The sequence below is a fragment of the Fibrobacter sp. UWB15 genome (genome assembly GCF_900177705.1).
Lineage (GTDB): Bacteria > Fibrobacterota > Fibrobacteria > Fibrobacterales > Fibrobacteraceae > Fibrobacter.
Map to the genome: position 1 here is coordinate 288,892 of NZ_FXBA01000002.1, position 25,994 is coordinate 314,885.

The following is a 25,994-nucleotide window of genomic DNA, read 5'->3' on the forward strand; positions in this document are numbered from 1 at the left end:
TTTTACTATTCCCCGACGCGCTTAAAGCTCTTGGGGATGTTCAAGCGCCAGGTTCCCGAACTGAACGACTTGTTGCGAGCAACTTTCTTGATGCGAATTTCAAGGAATTTTGCACCTTCGAGTTCAAATTCTATTCGGGACGGAGTTTCTACGCCTTCAAACCCCTTGAAGTCATAATAGCGAATGACTTCTGTCTTTCCGCCGCGGCCTGGCCGTGAAAGCCAAGAAACCCTGTCGCCGTCCTTTACAAAATGGAAGGGGCGTCCCATTTTTTCGCGGGCATAAACGGCACCCTCCACTTTTGTTGAATCTTCGGGTGGAGCAACTTCTTCATAATCTTCGGGCAACAGGCGTCCATCGAAAATGTCCGCCACCTGATGAATATGCACCATCGGAAGCGCATCGTTATTCAAAAGTCCCACCATGTAGCCAACGCCCTTCATGTAAAGTTTTTCCGTGGGGAATGTCATCTGCCAACCGTCTTCTTGCCACAGGAGCGAGGCCACGCCAATACCCAGCGGGCCCGTAAGTTCCATACGGTAACGCTTGCCCGGCACCGAGAACAAGACCGCATCGAACTCCTGCGTTTTTATTTCTTGTGTCGCAGAATCCTGCTGGTATATCGTCAGCAAGAATTTGGCACGCAAGCTATCGCGAGGGGTTTCGACAACAGCATTGCTATCGGCCGTAGCATTAGCAGGCTCCACCACAGGCTTTTTACCCGCACATCCGGCAAGAATGCACATCGCAAACAACACCAATATGGAATAGATAAACTTCAACAAAAGATCCTGCTCCTTCGAACCTAATTCAACTAACGCTCTAAAGAGCGAAGTTTCATATATCGACATCGTTACACTCGCTCAGGATGACACATTCGTGTCACTTCCTACCGTCTACTTCCTACTTCTTAAAAAACTTCTTCACGGCAGGGTGATGCGGCTGCAGCTTTTTCAATTTCTTGTAAGCAGCCTTGGTTTCAGCCTTCATGCCTAGCGCCTCGTAAATAGCCGCCATGTGTTCCCAGTAAACGTAATCGTCGTCAAAGTGAGGACTCTTGATAAGCTTCATGACCGTAAGCGCATCTTCAAACTTTCCCTTGCGGTAAAAGCCCCAAGCCCTCGAATCCAAGTAAGCTTCCGACGGCTGACCATTCTTTTCCATCAACAGGGCCTGATCGACCATGGCAATTCCCTTGTCCAATTCTTCGGGGCTGCGGTTCAAGTCAATCAGCGTGTAGCCGTAATAGTTCAAGACTTCGGCGCGGTCAATCGGAGCGTTCTTAATCTTCAGAATTTTTTCGAACATGGCAAAGGCTTCTTCGTAGCGATCCATGCGTTCCAGGTTCATTGCCATCAATACAAGAATTCCCACATCAGCCGTATCCTTTCTGGCAAGTTCCTTGTAAAGACCGTCAGCTTTTTCGCGCAAGACAAGCGCCTTTTTAATCCGTGCAGAATCCGCAATGTCCTTCTGCCAGATTTCCTGGGCTTCCACACATAAAATGCGGGCATACACGCTGCGGAACTGGCGTCTATTGCGTTCGACATCCGTTTTCATCCGCTGGATCGAAGCAGAGTCGGCGATTCCTTCCATGGGCGTCCACTTATCCCACACGGCGATTACCGAATCAAGCATCTTGTATGCCTTGCTGTACAACCCTGCCGTACCGTAAGTCAAAGCGAGGGCGGCCTTGTCGCTACCCAGCGCCACGGAGTCTGCCTTTTCGGCATAGCGCACGGCATCCTTGTTTTTCTTTTCTTTAAAGGCAATTGCGGAAAGAGCGTGGTAGGCATTAGTCGCATAAACCCGTTGGTCACCCAACTGTTCTGCGGCAATCTTCAAATGCACCTTTGCGCTGTCCAGGTCATCGAACATATGTTCGTAATGACCCAAGAAATTTGCAAGTATCGGCGTACGCACCTGGTCCACGTAATACTTCTTCTTGAGCATGGCGTAAGCAGAATCGCGACTCTTTTCGGCAAGGGCGCTCATCAAGAGCACAATCATGGATTCATCTTCCTGAGTCGATTCCGTAAGGGTATCCACTACCGCCTTGACTTCTTTCAAGCGCTGCTGAAAGACAAGCCCCTGCACCATCTGCAAAAGCATCTTTTTATCGCCGGTAGCTTCGTGACCTTTTTCAAAAAGCTCCACGACAGCGGAATCCTTTCCCTGATCCAAAAGCAGCTTGAGCTGGCGCTGGAAAAGCGTCGGCATGTAATTCACTTGCGGCAAAAGCAAGTCGTAGACACGAGTCAGTTCCTTCGTATCTTGAACCGCTTCCAGAAACAGGCTGTAATCGTACAGCAGCGTCATATCCTGGTAGCGAGAGGTATCTAGAGCCGCATTGAAATACTTTCGGGCAGAATCGGCTCGACCATCTTTCACGTACAAATGGGCTAGCATTCCAAGCTGCGAAGCCGTCGGGCGCCCCTTCAGCTTATGCGCACGCTGAGCCTGAATCAAGGCGAGAGAATCCGAGCCCTGAGACATCATGATTTCGACAAGTTTAAATGCCAAGTATCGGCTATTGGGGTCCGATTCCGCTGCATGCTGCCAGAACACGTTGGCCAAAGCCTTCTCGCCACGCAATTCCATTTCCTGGGCGCGAATAAAGGATTCATGAGCCGCGTCCACATTCTGCGATTGAGCCAGATCTTCGGCGGCTTTCTGTATGGAATCCAGCTTTGCATTCACCGCCATGGCAATCGCCGCAGAATCCGCAACGGTCAGCTCCCCCCCTTTTTTCGACGAAGCGCACGCTCCGAGCGAAAGCGACATCGTAAAGAGAGTCGCTATCAGAGACAGTGAAAGTAGTAACGCCCTCATGAGCTTTTTAGTCCGCAATCACGAAGTTAATCTTGGTGTCGGGCGGCAAATAATCGCCATGCTTCGGCGAAGTCTCGATTACCGTACCAGGCGCACGGCCTTCTTCGTCTTTCTTGCGCTTGATTTTTCCGACTTTAAAGCCGAGAGTTTCAAGTTTAACATAAACGTTGTCAATTTGTTCGCCGCTAAAGTCCGGCAGAACAGTCTTACCCTGGGTAGCGCCAGCCGAAATCACGACCTTCACCGTATCGCCAATGCGGACCTTTTCGCCAGCCACAGGAATCGTGCGAATCACGACACCGCGGGGAATGCTCTGGTGAGCGCCCTTCACAATAGCGCCTTGCACAAGGCCCGCACGTGCAAGCGAGATAGAGGCTTGTTTTTGGCTCTTGCCGCGCAGATCAGGAATTTCCACTTCGCGAAGTCCCAAACTCCTGGTAAGTTTGACCGTGCGGCCAAGCTTTGCTGTACGGCCCGCGGCAGGCATCTGCACAAGGACCATGCCGGCCGGAATCTGCGCGCTGTAGCGGACTTCTTCAAGCCATTCGTACTTGAATCCGGCATCTTCCAAAGCCTTCTGGGCTGCTTCTTCGCTCATGCCTTCCAAATTCGGAACTTCGCCTGTAGAGGCAAAATGGCCCGAAAAAATCGGCATGACAAGTTTGTCCACAAAGAACGCCAACAGGACCAGTAATACAATCCAGACGCAAAGAGCCTTCACTACAGGCGCCGTCTTGGCCCAGGACAAAACTTTATTCAAAATCGTTTTTACTTTATCCATAGTAGGTAAAACTAACCTTTAGTAGCTTTCTCCTGCAAAGCGGTTTCATCGAAAATGACAATGTCTTTTCCGGTCATGGCGATGGCGTTTGCCTTTACAAGCATCGAGCAAATGCGACTCACCGTTTCGCGAGTGGTACCCGACATGTCTGCCAACTGCTGCTGAGTCGGACGGTTGTGAATCACCGTCACCATCTGGCCGTTGTCCGTATGAATGCGCATGCCGCGTTCTTCCATCAGGTTCAGTAAGGTACCTGCCACGCGGCCACTTACGGACATAGTCGACAAGGAACCGATTTGCTTGTTCGCCTTACGCAGTCTCTTGCTCATTTCGGACAAAAGAGACATCGCAATTTCAGGAGTCTGGCGAATCAGCGTCAAGAACGGTTCGCGGTGAATGATCATCAGCTGCGCATCGGTGACGGTGCGCACCGAGGCAGACCTCGGTTCGCCGTCGATGAGCGACATTTCGCCAAAGAAGTCGCCGCGTTCCAAGAAACTGAGGATCGTCTCGCGCCCATCGACGCCGGTCATATAGACCTGCACCGTACCAGACGCAATCAGGTACAGCGCCTTCATCGAGCAGTCGCCTTCGAGCACCACCGTTTCGTCGCGGTTGAAGTCCTGGACAACAACCAAGTTGGCAAGCAAGCCAAGTTGTTCTTCCGTCAATTCAGAGAAAAGGTCAACCCCTTTCAAGAGTCCACATACATTGTTGTCCATTTCTTCTTTCTCCTTCGGTTAGATTCCTAGTCCAAATCTACGATGATGCTCTGGTCACGCTTTGCACCGATCGAAATCATGCCGATCTTCACACCCACGAGTTCCGCCATGCGGTTCAGGTACTTGCGGGCATTTTCCGGCAATTCTTCGAGCTTGCGGCACTTGGTGGTATCGCACTTCCAGCCCGGCATTTCTTCGTAGACCGGCACGCAGCGGCCAACCTTCGAAAGCTGGTTCGGGAAGTTTTCAATCTTTTCGCCGTCGCATTCGTAGTGAGTACAAATCTTGATGGTATCGAAGGTGTCAAGCACGTCCAGCTTGGTAATAGCCAAGTGAGTGAGGCCGTTCACCACGGCAGCCTTGCGGACCACCGGAGCATCGAACCAACCGCAGCGGCGGTTGCGGCCCGTGGTTGCACCGTATTCGTTACCAATCTTACGGAGCGTGTCGCCCGTTTCGTCCAAGAGTTCAGTCGGGAAGGGGCCGTTACCCACGCGGGTCGTGTAAGCCTTCACCACGCCCACCACCTGGTCAATGGCAGTCGGGCCGATGCCTGCACCGCAGCTTGCGTAACCTGCAACCGTGTTGCTGGAGGTCACGAACGGGTAAGTTCCCTGGTCCACGTCGAGGATGGTACCCTGGGCGCCTTCGAACACCAAGCGCTTGCCGGCCTTCACGGCGGCATAAAGCATAGCGCTCACGTCGCGCACGAACGGCTTGATTTTCTGGCCGAGTTCGAGGTAGTCCTTGATGACCTGTTCCGGATCAATTTCGGGAACATCGTACATCACCTTGAATTCTTCGTTGTGGACCTTGGCCATCGCTTCGACACGGGGGCGCAGTTCGCGTTCGTCCATGAGGTCGCCTACGCGGACACCAATACGGTTCACCTTGTCGCTGTAGCAGGGGCCGATGCCACGGCCCGTAGTACCGATAGCACCCTTGCCAGCCTTCTTTTCCTTGGCCTTGTCGAGGGTAGAGTGGTACGGGAGCACCACGTGTGCGTTGTCGGCAATAAACAGACGACCTTCCGGATTGATTCCCTTGGTATGCAAGTCGGCGATTTCGGCGAGCGTCTGCACCGGGTCAAGCACCACGCCGTTACCGATCACACAAATCTTGTCATCATGCATAATGCCCGAGGGAATCAGGTGGAACACAAACTTCTTGTCACCCACCTCTACGGTATGGCCAGCGTTTGCGCCACCCTGGAAACGCACGATGTAGTCTGCGTCCAGAGTCAGAAAATCAACAACCTTGGCCTTGCCTTCGTCACCCCACTGGGAACCGATTACAACACGATTTGCCATATATCCTTCGTTTTTCTTTCTAGTTAAACACGAAAATAAGCTACCCAGAGGATTTCCCTGAGCCCTTTTTCGCCATAAAGATAGTAATTAGATGTTAGAGGATTGGGGCAAGGGGCACTCCATTCTCTAGTTTTTCCGCATATTCGTCGGCAATACCCGTATTGTCATCTATCTAAAGTCTTTATCAACGAATCCAGCCGCGCAGACAAGTGTTCTGCGCCAAGGGCACTCAAATGGTCATAGTCATTTGCCATAGCATCTGTGTAGTCATGCGCACCGAATTTATTTTCATCCATCAGAATAAAATGCGGATACACGCTTGCAAGCGAATCCAAATACGCTGCGGTTTCAATCGCCACGCTCCTGCGAACTCCGTGTCGCCCAAAGCTTCCAGTCTTCGCATACTCCGGAGATTGCGGATAAATCAATCCGATTATCTTAAAACCTTTATTCTGCGTACTATCAATAAAAGCCGTCAGGCTATCAAGACTTCGAGCATAAATAACATTGCCTGACTTATGCATCGTATCAACCAAAATTGCCGGCTCTTCGCCCCAACCATTAGCCTCTATTTTAAGCAAACCACGCGAGTCAACATAATTTAAAGAATCCTCGTTCGAATAACAAACATTCACATCGACCATCCTTAAAAATGCATCGGGTACGCTATCTTTCCAGAACCCATGTTCCTTATCATAGGCATAACCCGGCGCCAATCCGAACACTTTAGCCATTCGTGTAATCGGGGCATTTTTCATTAAATCAAATGATATTTCAATAATCAAATATTTCAGTGCGCGTGCATGCGGAACAATATAATTGTCAAGTAAGTAGAGTGAAGCCCACGAATCCCCTCCGATAAAGCCAAAATTCAAAGACGGCCTTGAAATCCGTGCAGGGTCAAAGCCTCGCTCCGCACGAGAACTTCCTACAGCAATCACTTCTAAAGAATCATGCATATCCCAAAACATACGCATTTTAAGCGCGGCGGACCTTACACCGCTCTGAGACACAGGATCCCAATACATGCCAGCGCTATCCACATTCAAAGAAATATCTCCAAAAGGTTCGTCTGACATCACCCACAAACTCGGGTGCCAGACTTCATCGCCTTCGGCAAGTTCAACCACACTAGAATCAAGAACGTTCACAAGTACGATTTTCGAATGGTCTCCATTTGAATTCACAAGCGAGGCTATCGCCCAATTCTCGCGGCCTGTCCATTCAGAATGATCAAAAGAATATCCCTTAGGCGCAGGAATCGCTTTTACCAATTTTCCAGTGCTGTCAGCAACAAGCACTCGTTCATGTACGCCGTACTTTTCATTTGCAAACTTTCTTCCAGTAGCACCGCCAAAATCCAAAAAAAGAACTTGATTCAAACTGTCCTTCGAAAGTGACGCATTGCAAGCTTGTTCTCCATCATACCAAATTTCATCTTTTCCATTTGCATACACGCGAAGCTTGCGCGCACCCGACACAGCAAAATTCCCTTTGCGTCCAAAACCGCTATGATAAGCACCATCTAAAACCTTTTTCGGTTTTCCGAATTTTCCATTCGCAAACGGAACCATCCATGTTGAGCGCGCAAAGAAAACCGCGTCGTCACTATTGTCTCCGACATTGTCTACATAGACAATCGAGGTATCTCCCTTGTCGTCTACATACCAGCGGGGAATCGACGCATTTTTGGCATCCAGTTTTACAAGTCCACTACCCGACGCATCCAAGTTTCTCACATATACCGAAGATTCCCCGTCAATGCCTTCTACGCCCGTGCAAAACACAACCTTCATGCCATCAGGTGAAATTTCTGGATGATACACAGGAATGCTGTCCGCAAATTCAACCACACGAGCCCCGTTGCTATAATCTACATACGCCAAATTTCCAGTCTTGTCATTTCTAAAAGCAAGTTTCGCGCGTCCAACTCCAATCACCTCACGAATATCCGAATAAAACGCCTTCAATTTTATAAAGCTTGTCGCAACATCACCGCATTCATCCATCCAAACGGCTTCAGGAATTTTTCCAAACGCAAGACGAAAACCCATATACGGTAAATTCGTCGACGCCGTGACAGGGTAAACATCTTTTCGATTACTCAATTTGATATCACCAGATCCCTGCAGCATCGCCCCACCCTTAACAACTTTTTCGTACAACGAATTGCTCGTCGGGGCCCCAACATAATTTCCTACAACCGTATCTACCAAATCACCAAGCCAGTCATTCGTCAGTTCCAACAAATTGCCCGCAAGATCGCAAAAGCCTATCGAATCGGGAAAAGAACATACCAAACGGGGTTCAAAATTAGAATTGGAGGCATTCCAACTACAACGTTCAACATCCCATGCTTGCGATGCAGCCAACATCCATTCAGCTTCCGTTGGCAAACGATATCCATCTACATCCGTGCGAACTTCTAAACCTTCGAGGTTAACGCAATTTCCTGTTGAATTAAAAACCGGATGCCGATAAACATAGACTGTATCGTGCCCGCGAATCCTGCCATACGCATTTGCAAAAAGAACTGCATCATAGTACGTCACTTTGCTTACAGGCAAATAATCTTGCTCACAATCCGAATAAAAGAGGTCGGGCTCCATTTTATAAACCACTTTATATTCAGCACAAGTCACCTCGTGAATCCCGAGTGAATAATCATAATCCAAGTTCACCCGCATCCGGCCATCACCCAACAATACAGTCGCCCCATTAGGCTGAATTCTCATCATTTCGGGTCTTAGGGAATCTACCCTTATGACAGGGACCTTGACCGAGTCAACCGCCGGAACATCAGCATCGGCCACCGAGTCTTCTTGTTCTTCATAATGCGAATTTGAACACGCCCCCCAAAGCACACAGAAAAGGAGGCCGACAAGCAGCCTCCCGAAATTCTTTCTTGGAATTTTCGTTTTCACGACACCCGCACCGTTTTCGATTACGGCACTTCGACGCTGTCGAGAATCTTCTGCACCACAGTCTCGGCAGAAACTTCTTCCGCTTCGGCCTCGTAGCTCAGGATAATGCGGTGGCGGAGCACTTCCATGGCGACGGCCTTCACGTCTTCGGGCGTCACGTAGGCGCGACCCTGGATAAACGCATGGGCCTTCGATGCCTGGGCAAGGCCGATGGATGCACGGGGCGAGGCGCCCACTTCCACAAAACCCACCAGGTCGCTGCGCTTGATGCTGCCCGGATCGCGGGTCGCAAGCACCAGGTTCACGATGTATTCGCGGACGCGTTCGTCCACGTACACCTGCTTCACTAGCTGACGGGCGGCCAGGATGTCTTCCTTCGTGGCGACGGCCTGCGGCTGACGCAGCCCCGCACCGGCAACGGCGTCGAGAATCTTCATTTCGTCGGCCTTGTTCGGGTAGCTGACCTTCACCTTCAACAGGAAACGGTCCACTTGGGCTTCGGGCAGCGGGTAGGTACCTTCCTGTTCAATCGGGTTCTGCGTGGCAAGCACCAGGAACGGCTCGTCCAGCTTGAACGTCTCGTCACCGATAGTGATGTGGCGTTCCTGCATCGCTTCGAGCAAGGCGCTCTGCACCTTCGACGGCGCACGGTTGATTTCGTCGGCCAGCACCAGGTTCGTAAACAGCGGGCCCTTGCGGGTCTCGAACTTCGCTTCCTTCGCGTTGTAAATCGTGGTACCCAGCAAGTCCGCCGGCAACAGGTCGGGCGTGAACTGGATACGCTTGAAATCCAGCGAAACGGCATCGGCAAAAGCCTTCACCGCAGTCGTCTTGGCAAGGCCCGGCAAGCCTTCCAGCAGCACGTGACCGTCCGCCAAAATACCCGTCAGAATGCTTTCCACCAGAGCCTTCTGGCCAATCACCGTACCTTCCACTTCACGCAGCAAATTCATGCAAAAAGCACTCTGCTGCCTCACCTTTTCCGAAAGTTCCTGAATATCCATTTAGTTAACCTCTTCTGTTTTCGCGAATTAAGATACAAAAATCCAAGAAAAAAGGCAAATCAGCCACCAAAGAACCAACCTATTCCTTTTCATACCCCGGGATGCGCTGGGCATCAATGAAGAAAAACTCCGGTTTTATGTTTCCGGCATCGTCTGTTATGACATCGATAATAGAATCAAGAACCGCAGCAGTACTATCGGTAAATCCCGTAACAAACACGTCATTAAGATAAATATACGGAAGGTGGTCCAAAATTCCACGTATATTTTTTTCTTCTATGCTTGATTCTGCATCGGCGTTACCCATGACGATAAACTGGATAGAATCTCTCTCGGAACTAGCAAAGCCTCCATAAATGCTATCAAGCGGAACTTCATAGTAAAAGCCACGACTTCCATATTCTCGATCAATGAAGAAGAAATGCTGGTAATAGTATTTATGCACACCGTTCACATTCGCTCTTATGTATATGTCCCTCGGGAACCTATCCGCATATCCCAATTCCAAAGATCCCTCTTCTGTAAAGCCTACAGAAATCAACCTTTTCCTCTGATAGCTTTGAATATTTACTTCCCTTTCAAAAAATTCGATAGAATCTAGTTGTTGGTGGATATACCATGGCTGATAAATAACGGCACAGGCAAGCGTAGCAAGAGTATCCCCCTGCATCAGGCCGGCCAATGAAGCACTATCGGCAGAAACCACCATTCTACGATAATGATCGGCATTCCAAAAATCATAGTTTGGCTCAAATTCCTTGACCAAGTCTAAAGAATCAGAACCATGCTTCAAATAGCATCTTGACTGTAATGTATCAAGTTCCAAAGAATACGCACGTTCTCCCCCAAACTCCCCCCCTAATTCTACAAAGAAACTATTTAATGCCACTCTCTCACAACCGCTATAGCATTCACCACTCGTATTCCACGCGCTCCCTGGTTTCTTTGACGGGACAATCGTATATCGTTTCTTGAGGTTTCCACATTTCGCAGAATCCAGAAGAACTTCAAGCCTATGCGTTTCCGTAAGAGACGGTAAAAATTTTTTGCATCGCCAAAGTTTCCCACCATCTGGAGAGCATTCCAATTCCTTACCATCAACTAGAACGCGAGTATTCAGATAGTTACATGTTGCCGTATCGGCAAAACTAATCTGAAGGCGCAAATCCCTTACATATTCCCCTAATTCAATGGTAGAGTCTATTTTGAAATGCCAGCGATCTCCTAAATACCATATTCCATTATACTCGCCGGGAGCATAAATAAATTGAACATCAAAGAATCTTGCAGGTCCAAGAATGCTATCAATAATCGCATCTTCATACGAGTCAGAATCAAGCTCATCATCCTTTGCAGATTCATACGTGTCAGGCCCATCATCTTTTACAGATTCTTGCGCGGTCTCTTTTGCAGTTTCACCAGGATCCTTAGCAGAGGAGCCATCATCGGAACACGCAACAATTACCGATACGAACAAGAACAATAGGACAAATAAAAAACTGAACTTTTTTTGCATCAACAACATTCTAAACCTACTTTTTCTTCTTCGCGGAAGCAGGTAACTCCGGCAGCATCACGTCGAGCAAACGAACTAAGAGATCGTTATCTTCAATCTGCTCGTTGGTGATGCGGAGCATGGGTTTCGCGCCGTCGTAAGGCAGTTGCTTCTTTGCGCCGGGGAGCATCGCCAAGGCCGCGGGCACAGGCTTTACCAGCAAGCGATCATCGTAAATCCCGCCGAAGATTTTCCCGTCAGCGTACAAGATGTACTCGCCCATCATCTTGCGGGTGGTCACACGGAAACCACCTTCAAGCGGCTTTCCATTGAACTGTTCCAAAACGTGATCACGAAACTTCTCTGAACTCGGCATGGATTCCTCTCAACTTTTTTCACAATATAAAAAATTAATTTGTATATTCTCCCTATGCTCAACTACGTATTCCTCATCCTCGCCATTGTCGCAGAAGCCGCCGGCACCAAAAAGCACCGAAAAGGTGGTGCAACACCACCTTTTCACAAAAAAAAGCACAGATTAAGCATAAAATTCACATTAAAAGGTGGTATAATACCACCTTTTAATGTGAATTTTGTTATATTTAGGGTATGAAGCGCCCAAATCTCGAAAAAAACCTTGCCGAATGGCAGGCAATGCAGCCCCTTAGCGAGCACGACCAATTTCGCCTGAGCCGTCGTTTTTCGGTGGATTTCAACTACAACAGCAACCATATCGAGGGCAATACGTTAACATACGGACAAACGGAATTGCTGCTCTTTTTTGGCAAGGTGGAAGGTATCGCGAAGGTTAGGGATTGCGAAGAAATGAAGGCCAGCGAAGTTTGTCTTAAAATAGCTTCAGAAAAATCGCAGGACACACTCTCACCATTAACCCAAAATTTCATCCGCCAATTGCACAGGACCCTGATTCGAGAAGATTATCAAGTTCATTACACTCTTCCCGACGAGAACCACTCATCATATACAATTCATGCGGGGCAATACAAAACGCGCCCGAACAGCGTCATTACACGTTATGGGGATATTTTCACCTACGCATCCCCAGAAGAAACGCCTGCCTTAATGGCTGACCTTGTAGATTGGTACAACGAAACGGAATCGTCAAAATCAATGAATCCTGTCGATCTCGCCGCTTTGTTCCATTACCGTTATATTCGCATTCACCCCTTTGAAGATGGAAACGGACGAATTGCACGATTACTCGTCAACTACATTCTAGCCAGGCACGGCTACCCAATGATGGTGGTCCGTAGCCGCAAGAAAAACGAATACCTTGACGCTCTACACCAATCCGATTTGGAAGTCGGCGACGCCCCTTCTGATGGAGCGCAAGCGACTCTTCGACAAATCAGGGCGTTCAAGAATTATTTCAAGAAAATTTATGCCGAAGAAATCGCATACAACATAGGCTTTGTTCAGGAGCATTCACCCGATGTTTGGTGGTACGATGGGGAACGGATAACATTCCGCAGCGAGAACTCGACAAGAATTCTCGAAAGCTTATTGGATAACCCATCCATTACATACCGAGAACTGCAACAAAAAATCGGGATCAACATGTCAGCCATTCAAAAACAGTTAAAAAATATGACCGACAAGGGGTATATCCTGCGGTCGGAAAACGAATGGCGAGTGATTATCGTTCCTTCTACGTAGAACAAACACACCTACTTTTTCTTCTTTGCTTTCGCAGCGGGCAGTTCCGGGAGCATGGTCACGGAATTTTTCTGAACTCGTCCTGATTATTTCAGGCGTCGCCGTGCTGAATCTATTCTCGAAGATGGATATCCACTAGGATATTCTATTCGATAGGTTCTATCTGCGGTCTTATCCTGCAGGGGGAGATAACCATTTCGGCGAAAGGTCTCCAGTATGGGTCGCTGTAGGTGCGGGCTATGTCTTTCGGACAGCCTTCGCATTCCAGAGGCTTCGTCTTGACCTCGCATTCAAGGGCGTCTTCGTTAGTATCGATGAATGTCCCGCCCTCGGCTTCGCAAGAGTCCCGGAACGCCTCCTCGATACCGGTGACGTATTTGGCCGCGTTGCGGCTCAACTTTTTCGATACAGTGCTGTCGTCCATGGAGAGGTTCTCGCGGTAGGTAAGGGTGTCTTCTGCCAGTTCGCAGCGGATGTAGTCACTTGTTCCCCAATACATATTGGTTACTGTCCCGCTTTCTAATTGGACCCTGTGAGGGAGGCACCACATGGGATTATCCGGATGTTCTGGGCTTTCGACACACCAGTGATCAACCATGATCATTTTGCTGAGCGAGTACCCTTCCAGCCAGCTTTCGGGAATGGAGTCCGTTTCGTCCGTCGGATTGACGCGTGCATGTTGTTGTTCCTCGTTGTTGCCGGATGTCTGCGAAACGGCTTGTTCCGGGGCGGACGCATTGTCGCTTGAGCAGGCGAACAGCGCGATTGCGGCAAAACCGCAGACGATAGTTTTGATTGCGTTTTTCATAGGTTTCCTCCTAACGGTTTATGGTTTTAGTCGCGGCAGATGCCGACAATCAGTTTTACATACTTTTCCCAGTTGGGGTCGGTGTATTGAACACTTTCGGGTGAATTTTCATTTACGGGAGACCGCAATTCGCAGGTAAAGTTACGCTGTCGTGCGACAACGGTTTCCTCTTCTGTCAAGGTTCCGCCTTCGGCAATGCAGTCCGTTTCAAAGGGTTCTACGGATACTGAATCGGGCAGGTTCAGGTACTTATGTATTAACGAGTCGGAAACACTTACGGAATAAACGAACCAGTTGGAATTGTTTTCGCAGAAGAGCGCTTCGAAGTGATCAAGGACTTTGTTGTACAGCGTTCCGTTCTCGACTTCAATTCCTGGAACCCGGGTTAGATCCGAAATGATAAAGTGTTGCTGCTGAACAGCTGGCGTGTCGGAGGAAACGGGGACTACGAACGTTTTGCCCACGGTCCATTCGGCAAGGGCGCTGTCAAGTGCAACGGTGTCAACTTGCGCGGTTACGGAGTTTGCCTGTTCGTCGGTGCCGGCGGTGTTGTCTTTGCCGCAGGCAGCAAGCGAGGCGGCCGCAGTCAGGGCGAAGGCTGCCGTAAGCAGCGTGATAACGGTAGAGGAAAATGCTTTAGCGAACTTCATAGTAATCCTCCTATACATTGTCCGTGAGCGGGAAGAGTTGCAAGTTCAGACGGTACACGCGGTCGATTTTCTTGCAACCATTTGCAAGAGCAATCACATTGCGACGGCACTTGTCAATTTCTTCGGAAATCCGTGCGAAAGTCAAAGCGTCGACGCCCATGGTCACTCCAGAGATATTTCGCTCGCGCACGTCAACCTTGTCAATCGCTTCCTTCGCAAGGTCGCACATTTCGCGGTTCATGCTACGAAGCGCCAAAGGAATCGCCTCCGTCGAGCCGGTAATCGCCTTGTCTGTTTGGCGGTAAACATTCTCACCGGTTTCTTCGAGGAATTTCGCACGAGTGAGCATCGCAAGCGAATCGCGGACCTGCTGTGCGGTGTAAAGGTGCCTGATTCGCTTTGCTATCTCGTTCGGGAGTGCGCCCGGCATCAGGGGCGCAAGCTCGCGCACAATGGAATTGATGGCGGATTCGTAGTAGGCGAACGTGTCGGAATCGATAACGCGCGCTTTCTGTTCCTTGGCAATGCGGGTGAGTTCCGTGAATGCGGCCTTCTTCTTTTCGTCGTTCGATGCATTCCCGAACTCGACCATCTTCTCGAAGTAGGTTCGCTCGTAACCTGCAAGCCCCATGGCGTTTGCCACGCGCGGGAGCCCTACGCGACTGAGTGAACTCTTGCCTTCGCAAACCAGCTTGAGGTACGAAGGCGATGCAAAACCCGCTTCCTTCGAAAATTCGCGCCAAGTAAAACCGGACTTCTTCTTTTCTTCATAGAAGTCCTGCATATAGCGGCGGTAATCTTGATATTCAGTAATCGGTTTCATAGTTCGTTCCCTTACACCTTCAATATAACCTTAAATTTCCCAAAAGTCAATACAGAATGATACAAAAACATCAAAATTCTATCAAAATCACAAATATTTGTGACATAGCAGAAATTTATTTTCACGAATGATACAAACAAAGCACCAAATGATACAAGGCGAAAGCCCACTCGCACAGGTTCATACATCCTGCGTTTAAACGGTCGCGTCACTCCGGTAAAAGTTCGCGAATAAGTTTCATGAATACGACCGATTAGTCGTCTTCGGAAATTCCCATGAGAGCCATGGCCCCCTTCCAGGTTTCCTTGTTTTCGAAACCATCGCGCTTGCCGCCGCCGTAGCGGGCGTGTGCGAATTCTTCTACAAGGGTTTCCCAGCCTTCCAATTTACCCTCTTTCACGAGGTTATCGAGGTTGACCGCGGAGGCGGCCATTCCGAATTTATCGGCCACGTATTCCTTGCAGATGCTTTCGAGTTCCAGCAACCATTCGCGACTGTCCGCCGTATTCACGCGCTGTTTGAGCACCAGCATTTGTTCGCGCAGGGCGTTTTCTGCGGCGTTTTTCGCCGCAACGGCCTCTCGCACGGCAGCACGGCGTTTCACGCGCCACAGGCCCGCTAAAAGCACGCAAACAGCCACAGTAAGCCCCACACCAAGCGGAAGCGGGTTAAAAGGCTCATTCACGCGCACATCGACGCTTTCGCTGCGCAAATCGAGCGGTTGCCCCATTTGCGTCGGAATTTCAAACCGCATCGCCGGAATATGCAAGTCACCCGTATCGGCGGCCACAATCTTGTAGGTAAATGTAATCGAGGCGATTTCCTTGCCGTCTTTCACCGACCGCGCCGATTCCTGCGACATGCCCACCTGAGTCAGCCCCTTCGCATTCGCCGAGCCCGTCGGCACCACCAAAAGCGCACTCCCTTGCACGCCCCATGAAACAGTCACCGGAAATTCAAACGTGTCGCCCACGGTCACCGCGGGCATTCCACCTTGCGGCCCCGCCAAAATCGAAATCCCGAGCTGTTCCGGCGTCGGCATTTCGATCTCCGGTGCTGCGGCAACGCTATCGCCAGCACCGGCAGACTGCAACGAATCCGCCGCCACACTTTCCACATTCAAAGAATCATTTTCCATACGAGAAGAATATACAAAAAGCCGAGAGCCGTGATGGGGTGCTTGCACACCAGCATGACCGAGGCGCACGTATATGAATTTGCGCAGCAAATTCCATATACAAAAGCCGAGAGTCGTGGGCAATTCGCTTGCACATGACCGAGGCGCCAATTATGGCTCTGCGAAAGCAGAGCCCATATACAAAAAGAAGCCCTTGACGTTTTGTCAAGGGCTTCTATGCCTGCGAGGGGCAAGCCCCCTATTTAAAACGGACGCACAAAGTTGCCGTTCAGCAAGGCACTATAAATACCCATCAGGATATCGGTGAAGTAGCTAGAGCCCGTATTAGCCGGAGTTCTGGTGTTGAACAAATCCGTACAAGCGGTTACCCAAGTCGGATTGGAGCCAAAACCAGTTACGCACCAAGCGCCAAGCCAATGAGACGGAGTTGCCGTACCAGTGCTTGCAGCATCGCTCTTTGCCGGATCCCAAGAGTAGTTGACCATCAACGCATTCGAAGACGGATCGCCTCCAGACTTTCCAGAAATAAAGGTATTCAGCTTCGTCAAGATAGCCAAGGCACGTTCATCCTGGAACCAGTAGTAATCCCATGCGATACGCCACGGAATACGCACCGATTCCTTGTTGAACGTCCAGTAGGTCTTTGCGGCAGAACCGTTGTCCGGGTCCACAGCCACACCGGCCGAATTGCTCCAGTCCGGGAACACACCCGTACCGGCATTCTGCACCGTCGTCATGTAAGTATACATGGCGTCGAGCACACCGGTCCAGTTATGACTCGGATCGGTATCAACCTTGGCAAACAAGCGAAGTGCCACCGGCGAGAAATAGCTGAGGTTATAAACCGGATCATCCCCCTGCCACATATCGTCATCGCCCGAGTAAATCAGCAAACTGGTCTTGTTGATTTCCAAGTCCCAAATAGCCTTCATAATACGCAACGCGTCATTAAGGTATGCAGCAGAACCGGTCTTGTAATACATCAAGACAAGTGCCGTGGCAATATCCAGGTCAGCATCGGTCGCACTGGTATAGTCCACCTTCTTGGCAAAACTGAAGGTAATCCACGGAGTAAGATCCACGCCATAATAGTCGCGGAACGCCCTAGAATAATTCCAGATGCGCACAAAGGCGTCGTCATCGCCATTAAAGTAGGTGAGCAACATGCCGTAGCCAACGCCTTCGGACACAGTGCAACCGCGATACTTCATGTTTGCGACATCAGAATCCTTATTCAAACAGGACTGCTTGTAATAACCCGTATTCTGGTTAGACCAAAGCACACGACCTGCCGGCAAATACTGCGCTGTGAAAATATCCGCAAAGTCTGCGGCACTCGAAGAATAGTAGACCAATTCATCTTCGAGAGTTGCAAAGTGAGAAGGCTTCCAAAGTCCGTAAACATTGGCTGAGTAAGCCGGATTGGCAGAAGTTGCCAAAGCCACCGGCGATGTCCAAGGAGTTCCCGGATTGATAGTCGGCGTAGTAGTACCCGGATCAGTCGGAGTCGTAGTACCTGGATCAACAGGTACGGTCGTGCCTGGATCGGAAGGAGTTGTTGTACCCGGATCAGTCGGAATAGTCGTGCCAGGATCAACAGGTACAGTAGTACCAGGATCAACAACAGGATCGGGAGTACCCGACGAAGAATCATCGCCACATGCGGCAAGGCCAAAAGCCAAGCTCAAGGCCAAAGGACCCATCACGGGAGCTAAAAATTTCTTGAAATGCATAACAACCTCGTTTTGCGTTTTTCTCAAATATATATTTTATTCCCTCTTTTCAAAGAAAGAACAAGAAAAAAAAACATCGGTGTAATCTTCATCATACAAAAAAGAAGGATTGCGGGAACCCGCAACCCTTCCTTTAAGATTTTACCGAAGTAAGATTACTTCAGCATGATCTGCTGAGAGAGACCCATAGCGCGAACCATGTAGACACCAGCCTGGAGCTTGGAGAGATCCATGGTCTTCACAGAGGAGGCTGCCATAACAACCTGACCCTGGAGGTTCACAATTTCAGCCTTGGCAACAGACTTGCCGAAGGAAAGCGTACGGCCAGCAAGTTGAGCCTTCAGAGAAGACTTGATAGCCTTGGCACCGATTGCATTAGGATCGCAGGTACCGGCATCACCGACCATAGTGATCTTGAAGTCACCGGCGGAACCAGTCTTAGCCTGAACCTTGAACTTGATAGCAGCCAAGGAAGCAACGGCGTCGGCACTGGAAATTTCTGTCTTTGCCCAGGACGGCTGAGCAAACTTGCTCCACGGAACGTCCTTCACGGTACCGGTAGAAGACTTACCTAAGTCAAAAGCCGGGTTTGCGTAACCGATCTTAGCGTCGGTAGCGTCGCCGAGGCCGAGTTCGAGGGTGGCAGCGTGGGTAACGCTAAAGCCAATGCAAACACCCTTCATTTCAGAAGCGTCAACCGGGATAGACTTACCGGCCTTGTCAGCACCACCAACATTGAAGCCAATACCGATGAACGGGTCATAGTCCAAGGTACCCTTGTCGAGGGTGTAGGAACCGCAGATACCGTCACCGCAAGCTTCGAGCACGGGTTCAAGTCCACCGTATTCTGCATCCGGTTCAGCAGCCCACTGCACGACAGAAGCGCCGCCATCGGCATCGTCGGCGTAGTAGTACCAGTAACCGGAGTTGTCTTCACCAGCGTCGAGTCCGGTGCTAACACGAGCAACACCTTCGCTACCAACCCAAAGATCGAAGCCGAAGGACATAGATGCTGCGGCCAAAATAGCAGAAGCAGTAAGAATTTTCTTGTTCATAATTCTCTCTCTTTTTTAAAGTTAAGCCCATTAAGGGCGGTTCGGGGTCTAATATATCTTTTTTTTCTGCAACCTGTCAAATATTTTTTTCTTTTTTTCGCAAAAAAAAGGATATCATGTATACAAGCCCCAAAATCCGCAAAAAAACGCAAGTAAGCTAACAAAAATTTACCAAGCCTTTAAAAATTCCTTATTTTCGCGAATGTAAGCGGCGTCACACTTGATTTTACCGTATTCACAGGTAAACATTATTTTAGTTGTTACACCCTCCAAATATTCCATAATTAAGGTATCTTTACCCCTGATGGGAAAAATTGGGATTATATAAGGGAATTCACTATGAAGATTAAAAAAATTATCCCCTGCCTGCTCGCACTCGCTGCGGTGCCGGCACTCGCGGCAGCATCTACTGCCACCCCCAAGCGCATTGGCCCTGTCAGCTATTATGGCGCGCTCCACACCGACGGTGGCAAAATCGTCGGTGCCAAAAATGGCGAAGAAGCCATGATCCGCGGCATGAGCCTTTTCTGGTCCGACGCCACTGGCATGCCGTACTATAACAAGAACGTGATTACTTGGGCAGCCGAAAACCTGCCCATGGACGTTTTCCGTTTTGCGATGGGCATTACCTACTACGATAGCGATGGTGGTACCAGCAACGCCCTCGACGAAGCATACTCCTACGCCGGTGCACCCGATGGCTATATGGGTATTATCGACCAGATGGTCGAAGCCGCCATCGAAAACGATATCTATATCATCATTGACTGGCACAGCCACCGTGCCACCAACGAACAGAATATCGCAAAGACCTTCTTTGAACAGGTTGCCAAGAAGTACAAAGACGTTCCTAACGTCATTTACGAAATCTTCAATGAACCCGTAAGCCAGAGCTGGGATCAAGTGAAGGGTTACGCCAACAACATTGTTCCGCTCATCCGCAATAGTACCGACAACCTGGTTCTGGTCGGTACGCCGAGCTGGTCCCAGATGACCCAATACGGTGGTGTAAACGGCAAGAACGTGGGCTACGTGCTCCACTTCTACGCCGGAACCCATGGTGTAGGCACCTACGGTGGCCGCGCAACGCAAGCCAAGAATTCCGGCAATCCCGTGTTCATTACCGAATGGGGTACCACCAATGCCGACGGTGCTGGCAGCCCGAGCAGCGGCAGCACCCAGGAATGGATGAGCTTCATGGAAACGAACAAGATCAGTAACTGCAACTGGAGCTTGCGTGCAGTCGGTAGTAAATATGCCGTCAATAACAAGCAAGAAACTTCCGCTATGTTCAGCGGCAGCGATGACTTGAACACGATCGGTAAGCTCAATGGCGCAAGCTACAGCGAATCTGGCAGGCTCGTCAAGGATTACCTTTCAAAGCATGCAACCGATTGGCCCAGCTTGTTCGCCAAGTCCCTGAAAACCGGTTCTTGCTCCTTTAACGCCACAACGGTTAAAGAATCCGCCGGCAGCGTTGCAAGCGTACTCAAGTCTGGCTGTTCTTACACATCCAGCAACGAAAATGTCGTGACCTCTACCGGCGATATCAAGAATTCCGGCTACGTTATCATGACTGGCAACGACGGTTCCCAGTCCTTGGTTGTCGTTAGCGCCGAGGCTAAGCAGACTATTGCCGGTTTTACAGACCTCAAGTGCTACAACAACGGAGATTGCAGCAAGAACAGAACCCAGAAATATTCTGGCGGCCAAAACATGGAATGGGTTGTCTCTGTTTCCAACACCACCGAAGAAGGCGCCAAGTTCACTCTGACCTCTCTTGATCCGAGCGTCGTCACGATCAAGACCGCCACCTGCTCTGACGCCTCCTGTTCGTCCCTACAAAAGGGCAAGCAAGTTGTCATGTATGAATTCAAGGGTTACGGTACCGCAAAGGTTGTAGCCACTGCCCCTGCAGCAGCAGGCTTCCCCGCCCTGCAAGACACGGTCGAAGTCAGCTTCCTCAAGGCTGTCAACAAGATTCACAGTAACTTTGGTAAGGGCGCCGACAAACAAGGCAACTTGACCGTCGCTTTTGGCGACACCAAGGCCAAGTTCTTACCGGACACCGCCATTTACGAAAAGGCCAAGGTCACTTACACCTTTAATGGTAAAGAATCTTCTGATTACCTGACCAAGAATGGCAACGACCTCGTTGCCGGCAACCAGAACGCCATCGTGATTGTTACCGGCCACGCCGACGAAACGGCGAACTACGGCGAAGTAACCCGTTCCTATACGGTTATCATTGGTGACGGTGCCTCTGCAGTGAACTTGGAAGAATACTACACCGAACTAATGAAGCAACAAGGCCAGCAACAGGAAGTCGGAATCTTCAAGACGAAGCCGACACTTCCGCTCCGTGCCACCATTGCTAACGCTCAGTTGCATGTCAACTCCAAGGAATCTGGTGACATTTACGTAGACGTGTTCTCGATCATGGGCCAGAAGGTCATCTCCAAGACCATGAGCAACAACACAGCTCTCTCCCTCGAAAAGATTCCGACAGGCGCTTACCTGATCACCGTAAGACAGGGCGTCAAGCAGCTGAACATCAGGTGGACCAAGAAGTAATCTAGACCTCAAGAAATTCCCTTAAAGAAAGCCGGGCGATATGCCCGGCTTTCTTTTTTACGATATATCGCTGCAAGCCGTAATATATCCCTAAACGAATGCAAACCCCTGTGTGAAGACATATCCTGAAGAATAAGCACAGAGGCGCACGTACAATCTCTATAATTGCACCAGCATACAAAAGAAAAGAATAAAAAAAGATCCCGGCTGTTGCCGGGATCTTTTAAGCTTTATTCTAAAGAGAATTACTTCTTCTTGGCCTTGTAATTAACTTCAGGACGGAGCTGCAAACCGATAGTTACCAAGAGGGAAACAATCGGTTCGTGATGGTCTTGCGAGAGGTCGTAAACCGCAACGCCAGCCATGCCATCGCTCTTGACCTGTTCGGCAACAGCCTTCACCGAAGGAATACCCATGAACACGATGGTTTCGGCATCGCTCACGGCCACTTCGGACTTGGAAGAAGCATCGAAGGTCACCTTGTATTCCGGAGAATCGAACTTGCCCATGAGTTCAGCATAAGACACGTAACCTTCGTTACCGCTACCTGTACCCTGGTGAGAAGTTCCGAGGCCCTTAGCACCGCTCCAAGTCTTACCATAAAGGAAGATTACCGGCACGAGCAAGTCGCCATTCACGCCGGCGCCCTTCACAGCATCCAAGGTTTCTTCGATAGATTTAGCACTCTGGTTCGGAACCACAGAGGAATTATCTTCGGTCATCTGGTCTGCCATGAACACGTCCACGTAGGCGAGGCGGTTCAGAGCGTCAGCCTTGTAGGCATCCATGCCGGCAGCCGGATAAATCACGGCGGTCACCGGAGCGCCCGAAAGGCCATCGACCAAGGCGTTCAACAACTTGGCGTAATCCTCAGCATCTTCAGCCGTCACGTTCTGCCAGTCGAGTTCTACACCATCGCCACCGTTTGCAGAAAGCCAGCTAGAGACATTCGATACAAACGTCGGCAGAAGTTCTTCGGAAGAAGCGATAGCCTTCAAGTAGCCTTCGTTTTCGATACCACCCACAGAAACAATCAACTTCACGTTGTTGTCCTTGGACATCTGCACGAGCGTCTTGAAGTTTTCAGCATCGTTTTCATCCGCAAAAGCAACAGAGCCATCTTCACCGGCAGCGAGGCCGACATAGTGAATATCTGTCACGAAGTTATAGCGGATATCTTTCGGATAAAACTGAGAATACTGGCTCCAGTAGGGGTAAAAGCCAACTACCTTATCGGCAGCAGCCTGGGCTGTAACAGCAGCCCCAAGAGCAAGAGACAAAAGAATCGGTTTAATATTCATAAATTCACCTCTTCCTAATTAAGTTCGCGGGGTTCGCCGTTATCGTCGCAATAGAGTTTGGTCATCGGATACACTGCCGTCTCAGTATAAGTGAGCGTTTCCGGATCAAGTTCGTAAAGAAGCTTGCCGAGGTTGTCGCCTTCCTTGCAACGTCTGTATGCCCAGCCATGATCCTGGCCGTATACGGAATACTGATAGCTAATGGCGAACAAATCCGGTTGGTAGGCAGCGAGCAGATCCCAGTCCGTCAAGACATCCACAAAGTTAAAGCTCTTTGCGGCTTTGACCAAAGCCGGATTCACAACGCCTTCAACAGGGACCAGATTCACACCGATAGAATCCTTGTTTACACGGATCTTCAAACCCGCTTCAGTAGGCTTGTCAGTTTTGGTGTTGATTTCATAGTCTGCAGCGGCATAAACCGTGGCTTCACCCGTACAAGAAGAATCAGCGTAGGCGCTCACTTCAGAAATTGCAGCGTCTGCATCGTACTTGATAGAGCCCTTGGAGCTTTCGGGGCAGAGCCAAACCTTGACGAACTTGGCTTCGGCATCGGCCTTGTCCTTCACGCCCACAGTAAGCGTATCGGAAGTTTCTGCGTAAACGACTTCTTCCTTGGTCGAAGCCGACAAGGTAGCGTTCCAGTCAGCTTCGGTATAGCCGGCGTAAACCGTCACGATTTTATGGATCGTAGCAGTATCGGCTTCAAATGCGGCTTCGTCAGCAGCCTTTGCTGCTTTATACTCATTGAAAAGACCTGCCTCACGGGCAGCGGCTTCTGCGTTCGCATTATGGAGAGAGACAAAGTCCTTAATCTGGACACGCAGCAGTTCCGGATGAAGAGCCATATACTCATTAACGTCAAAATCAGACGGAAGGTTGCCTTTCAGAGCTTCGTCTTCGTCTACAGCCATAGAGGAGCAACCCACCAAAGCCGAGGCAACCGCAATCGAGAATAAAATTTTAAAGTTTTTCATTGCAATACCTCTTAGAAGTTCACCGTCACATCGGCAATAATTACACTCTTGTCAATCGCCAATTCTGCAGGATTCATCTGGAGAGCGGCTTCGCCAGTCAGAGGATCAAGAACAGGGGCGCCGGTTTCGTCGAGCATCGCGCTAGCCGAAACGTACGAAATCTTGTCCGTGAGGAGTCCGTATTGCACCGACAGGTAAGAATGCGGAGCAATCTTAATCTTCGGACCCACAAGAAGCATCGATTCCTCAGCCTTGTTGACAGAGGCGAGATTAGAAACAAACAGCGGAACGCCGAATTCACGAGTCGACATCTGGTAGCCGGCCAAGAGGGCCACCGGGCCAATCACGTCGATATTGGCGCCAGCCATGATGCGATCGTTCTTACGCTGGAAACCCTTGTCTTCTTCGGTGTGGTCGTAAGAGCCCTGGAGCTTGATCTTGCGATCCAGTCCAAAGAGGCGGCCGAAATCAACGCCAAGGCCAGCAGCATAGCGAGTGAACTTGACTTCTTCGATATCGGAGTTCACCGTCGAAATCATGCCAAAGAGAGCGTTCAATTCAACAGCGTCGTTCCAAGAGAGGTCCAGGTTCACGTTCAGGCCCTTGCGGTCGCCAGTTGCAACACCGAACGGGAGAGCCATATCGTTTGCCGGATCCAGATAGAGAAGTTCCGCTTGAATTTCGCGAGCCTTCTTGACATCGGCATTGTAGCCGTTGCGGTAGAAATGAGCGTTCTTGTAGTTGTTGTACAGGCGGAAATACATGTTGCCCGATTCAGCCTGATCCGTGATGGCGTTCTTGGAATTGGACGTCATCAGGTTGCCTGCATAGAGCGGGTTGGAATTATAAACCGTCATGTACATGTTTTCGAGGCTAGACATACCGAAATTGTCAATCAGGCTTGCAGCGCTGTTGTCGCCATACAGGGCGTTCGCGTTGAGCACCGTGGCACCACCGCGGTAAACCGGGCTAGAAGCCATTTCGCTCCAGAACTTTTCGTCGTTCTGCAAGTACATCACCTTAAGGGTTCCTTCGATACCGGCAAGATCGATCGTAGCAAACGGTTCCACATAGAATGCATTACCATCAACAGTACCCAAGTCTTCGTTGAAATCCGTTGCTTCGGTCGTTTCGTTCACCTTCACATAGACAAAGGATGTGTCACGACGGTTGGTCAGAGCCGGGTCCAGGACCACCATGAATTCATTCAGTTCGTAGAACTGCTTTTTCTCGTTCTTGATGTAATCACGGGATGATTCAAGCGAGCTCATGGCAAATTCGCCGTTCAAGCCGAAACCGAACGAAGAATTCTTGAGGAGTTCCTTGGAATCGAAACCGGCTTCGATAGAAAGCACAGAGTTGTCTTCGTAATAGACCGTATCATTTGTGGAAATCTTACGAGAGCGACGGCTCTTGACGCGGTCGAACACATCGGTGTAGTTCACACCCAAGTGTGCGCCATAGGCATCGGCACCGAGACGGAGACCGTAGAAGTAGCGGTCGGTCCAGTCGAAGTCAAAGAAAACCTGGTCAGTCTTCTTGGCAGCGTCACGCATACGAGCGCCAGTGACCTGAGCGTGAATATCGCTCATGGGGCCAACATTACCGCTATGGAAGTCGGCATTAAGACCCTGCATCAAGCGGCGGCTTGTGGTATCCAGGTTGCGCTGGGCCAAAGCTTCAACACGCTTTTCGGCAAAGATTTCGGGTTCCTGGAGCAGCTTCTGCTGCGGAGTATACAAGGTGTACGGCGTATAGCCAACGCGCATGTAACCCAAGTTGAAATCCAGGTGCTTGTTCAAGATCGAGCCGTCGTAGCTAAACCAGTGACCAATGACGGGGTTGTTGTTTTCGTCATAGGCGTTCTGCCAATCCTTGTGCAAGCGGAGCTGAATCGTTGCGCGGGTTTCTGCGCTCGGATGAGCCGTGAGCACCAAATTAGCATCGGTGTAAGCCTGGTTTTCTTGCGTCGGGGACTTGTCGCTGAACTGGTCAGACTTGGCCATAGAAGTAAGGCCGCCCGCCTTGACCGTTCCATTAAACTTGAGACCCAAAACAGAGGCGCTCAAGGAATCAAGTTTCTGCAAAAGCGAAGTCTGCTGGGCTTCGACACTTTCGCCTTCTGCGAAAGCCGTTGCTGCAGAGAACAAGATGGCAGAGGTAAGAGCAATTTTCTTAGTAAGCATCATT

The 25,994-nt window shown here is 49.9% G+C and carries 20 protein-coding genes; 2 read left to right on the forward strand and 18 right to left on the reverse strand.

The window, feature by feature from the left end:
* Positions 1-5: 5 nt before the first annotated feature.
* The 9 genes from B9Y58_RS05980 to B9Y58_RS06020 form a co-directional block, all read right to left on the reverse strand.
* Entirely contained in the window at positions 6-785 is a 780-nt protein-coding gene (locus tag B9Y58_RS05980; RefSeq protein WP_233247860.1) for a LolA-like protein, read from the reverse strand.
* Between the two features lie 118 nt (positions 786-903).
* Positions 904-2,784, reverse strand: a complete 1,881-nt coding sequence (locus B9Y58_RS05985) for a tetratricopeptide repeat protein (RefSeq protein WP_158278332.1) — start codon at positions 2,782-2,784, stop codon at positions 904-906.
* Between the two features lie 55 nt (positions 2,785-2,839).
* Complete coding sequence (locus B9Y58_RS05990) at positions 2,840-3,613, reverse strand: PASTA domain-containing protein (RefSeq protein ID WP_073055300.1); 774 nt, start codon at positions 3,611-3,613, stop codon at positions 2,840-2,842.
* An 11-nt stretch (positions 3,614-3,624) separates the two neighbouring features.
* Positions 3,625-4,335: a Crp/Fnr family transcriptional regulator gene (locus tag B9Y58_RS05995; protein WP_073055298.1), complete on the reverse strand. Its 711-nt coding sequence runs from the start codon at positions 4,333-4,335 to the stop codon at positions 3,625-3,627.
* Positions 4,336-4,361: 26 nt separating this feature from the next.
* Positions 4,362-5,645, reverse strand: coding sequence for an adenylosuccinate synthase (locus B9Y58_RS06000; protein ID WP_072979041.1), 1,284 nt, complete (start codon positions 5,643-5,645; stop codon positions 4,362-4,364).
* 164 nt (positions 5,646-5,809) lie between these two features.
* The gene (locus B9Y58_RS06005) at positions 5,810-8,569 is read right to left on the reverse strand and encodes a TIGR02171 family lipoprotein (protein WP_233247861.1); all 2,760 of its coding nucleotides are present in this window, start codon (positions 8,567-8,569) and stop codon (positions 5,810-5,812) included.
* A gap of 20 nt (positions 8,570-8,589) precedes the next feature.
* Positions 8,590-9,573, reverse strand: coding sequence for an AAA family ATPase (locus tag B9Y58_RS06010; protein WP_072807678.1), 984 nt, complete (start codon positions 9,571-9,573; stop codon positions 8,590-8,592).
* A gap of 79 nt (positions 9,574-9,652) precedes the next feature.
* Entirely contained in the window at positions 9,653-11,089 is a 1,437-nt protein-coding gene (locus tag B9Y58_RS06015; RefSeq protein WP_143154658.1) for a PAN/Apple domain-containing protein, read from the reverse strand.
* Positions 11,090-11,105: 16 nt separating this feature from the next.
* Positions 11,106-11,444: a TfoX/Sxy family protein gene (locus tag B9Y58_RS06020; protein ID WP_073055295.1), complete on the reverse strand. Its 339-nt coding sequence runs from the start codon at positions 11,442-11,444 to the stop codon at positions 11,106-11,108.
* A gap of 233 nt (positions 11,445-11,677) precedes the next feature.
* Here B9Y58_RS06020 and B9Y58_RS06030 point away from each other — a divergent pair, with 233 nt between their 5' ends.
* The gene (locus B9Y58_RS06030; protein ID WP_073055291.1) at positions 11,678-12,745 is read left to right on the forward strand and encodes a Fic family protein; all 1,068 of its coding nucleotides are present in this window, start codon (positions 11,678-11,680) and stop codon (positions 12,743-12,745) included.
* Positions 12,746-12,890: 145 nt separating this feature from the next.
* On the opposite strand, the gene B9Y58_RS06035 is transcribed toward B9Y58_RS06030, so the two are convergent.
* From B9Y58_RS06035 to B9Y58_RS06060, 6 genes are all read right to left on the reverse strand, one after another.
* Positions 12,891-13,553, reverse strand: coding sequence for a hypothetical protein (locus tag B9Y58_RS06035; protein WP_073055289.1), 663 nt, complete (start codon positions 13,551-13,553; stop codon positions 12,891-12,893).
* A 26-nt stretch (positions 13,554-13,579) separates the two neighbouring features.
* Positions 13,580-14,203: a hypothetical protein gene (locus B9Y58_RS06040; protein ID WP_073055287.1), complete on the reverse strand. Its 624-nt coding sequence runs from the start codon at positions 14,201-14,203 to the stop codon at positions 13,580-13,582.
* Between the two features lie 10 nt (positions 14,204-14,213).
* Positions 14,214-15,026, reverse strand: a complete 813-nt coding sequence (locus B9Y58_RS06045; RefSeq protein ID WP_073055285.1) for a TIGR02147 family protein — start codon at positions 15,024-15,026, stop codon at positions 14,214-14,216.
* Positions 15,027-15,279: 253 nt separating this feature from the next.
* On the reverse strand, positions 15,280-16,164 hold the full coding sequence (locus tag B9Y58_RS06050) for a BatD family protein (protein WP_073055283.1): 885 nt from the start codon (positions 16,162-16,164) through the stop codon (positions 15,280-15,282).
* A 242-nt stretch (positions 16,165-16,406) separates the two neighbouring features.
* Positions 16,407-17,897: a glycosyl hydrolase family 8 gene (locus tag B9Y58_RS06055; protein ID WP_073055281.1), complete on the reverse strand. Its 1,491-nt coding sequence runs from the start codon at positions 17,895-17,897 to the stop codon at positions 16,407-16,409.
* A gap of 155 nt (positions 17,898-18,052) precedes the next feature.
* A complete protein-coding gene (locus B9Y58_RS06060; RefSeq protein WP_073055280.1) occupies positions 18,053-18,952 on the reverse strand; it encodes a T9SS type A sorting domain-containing protein in 900 nt (299 codons plus the stop codon).
* A 339-nt stretch (positions 18,953-19,291) separates the two neighbouring features.
* On the opposite strand from B9Y58_RS06060, the gene B9Y58_RS06065 reads away from it, so the two are divergent.
* The gene (locus tag B9Y58_RS06065; protein ID WP_073055278.1) at positions 19,292-21,526 is read left to right on the forward strand and encodes a cellulase family glycosylhydrolase; all 2,235 of its coding nucleotides are present in this window, start codon (positions 19,292-19,294) and stop codon (positions 21,524-21,526) included.
* A 245-nt stretch (positions 21,527-21,771) separates the two neighbouring features.
* Here the strand turns inward: B9Y58_RS06065 and B9Y58_RS06070 are convergent, their stop codons facing one another.
* Genes B9Y58_RS06070 through B9Y58_RS06080 form a run of 3 tightly spaced genes read right to left on the reverse strand, consistent with a single transcriptional unit; the run spans position 21,772 to position 25,993 of the window.
* Entirely contained in the window at positions 21,772-22,827 is a 1,056-nt protein-coding gene (locus B9Y58_RS06070; RefSeq protein ID WP_073055276.1) for a glycoside hydrolase family 18 protein, read from the reverse strand.
* Positions 22,828-22,841: 14 nt separating this feature from the next.
* Complete coding sequence (locus B9Y58_RS06075) at positions 22,842-23,804, reverse strand: hypothetical protein (RefSeq protein ID WP_073055274.1); 963 nt, start codon at positions 23,802-23,804, stop codon at positions 22,842-22,844.
* 11 nt (positions 23,805-23,815) lie between these two features.
* On the reverse strand, positions 23,816-25,993 hold the full coding sequence (locus B9Y58_RS06080) for a hypothetical protein (protein WP_233247862.1): 2,178 nt from the start codon (positions 25,991-25,993) through the stop codon (positions 23,816-23,818).
* Position 25,994: the final 1 nt, after the last annotated feature.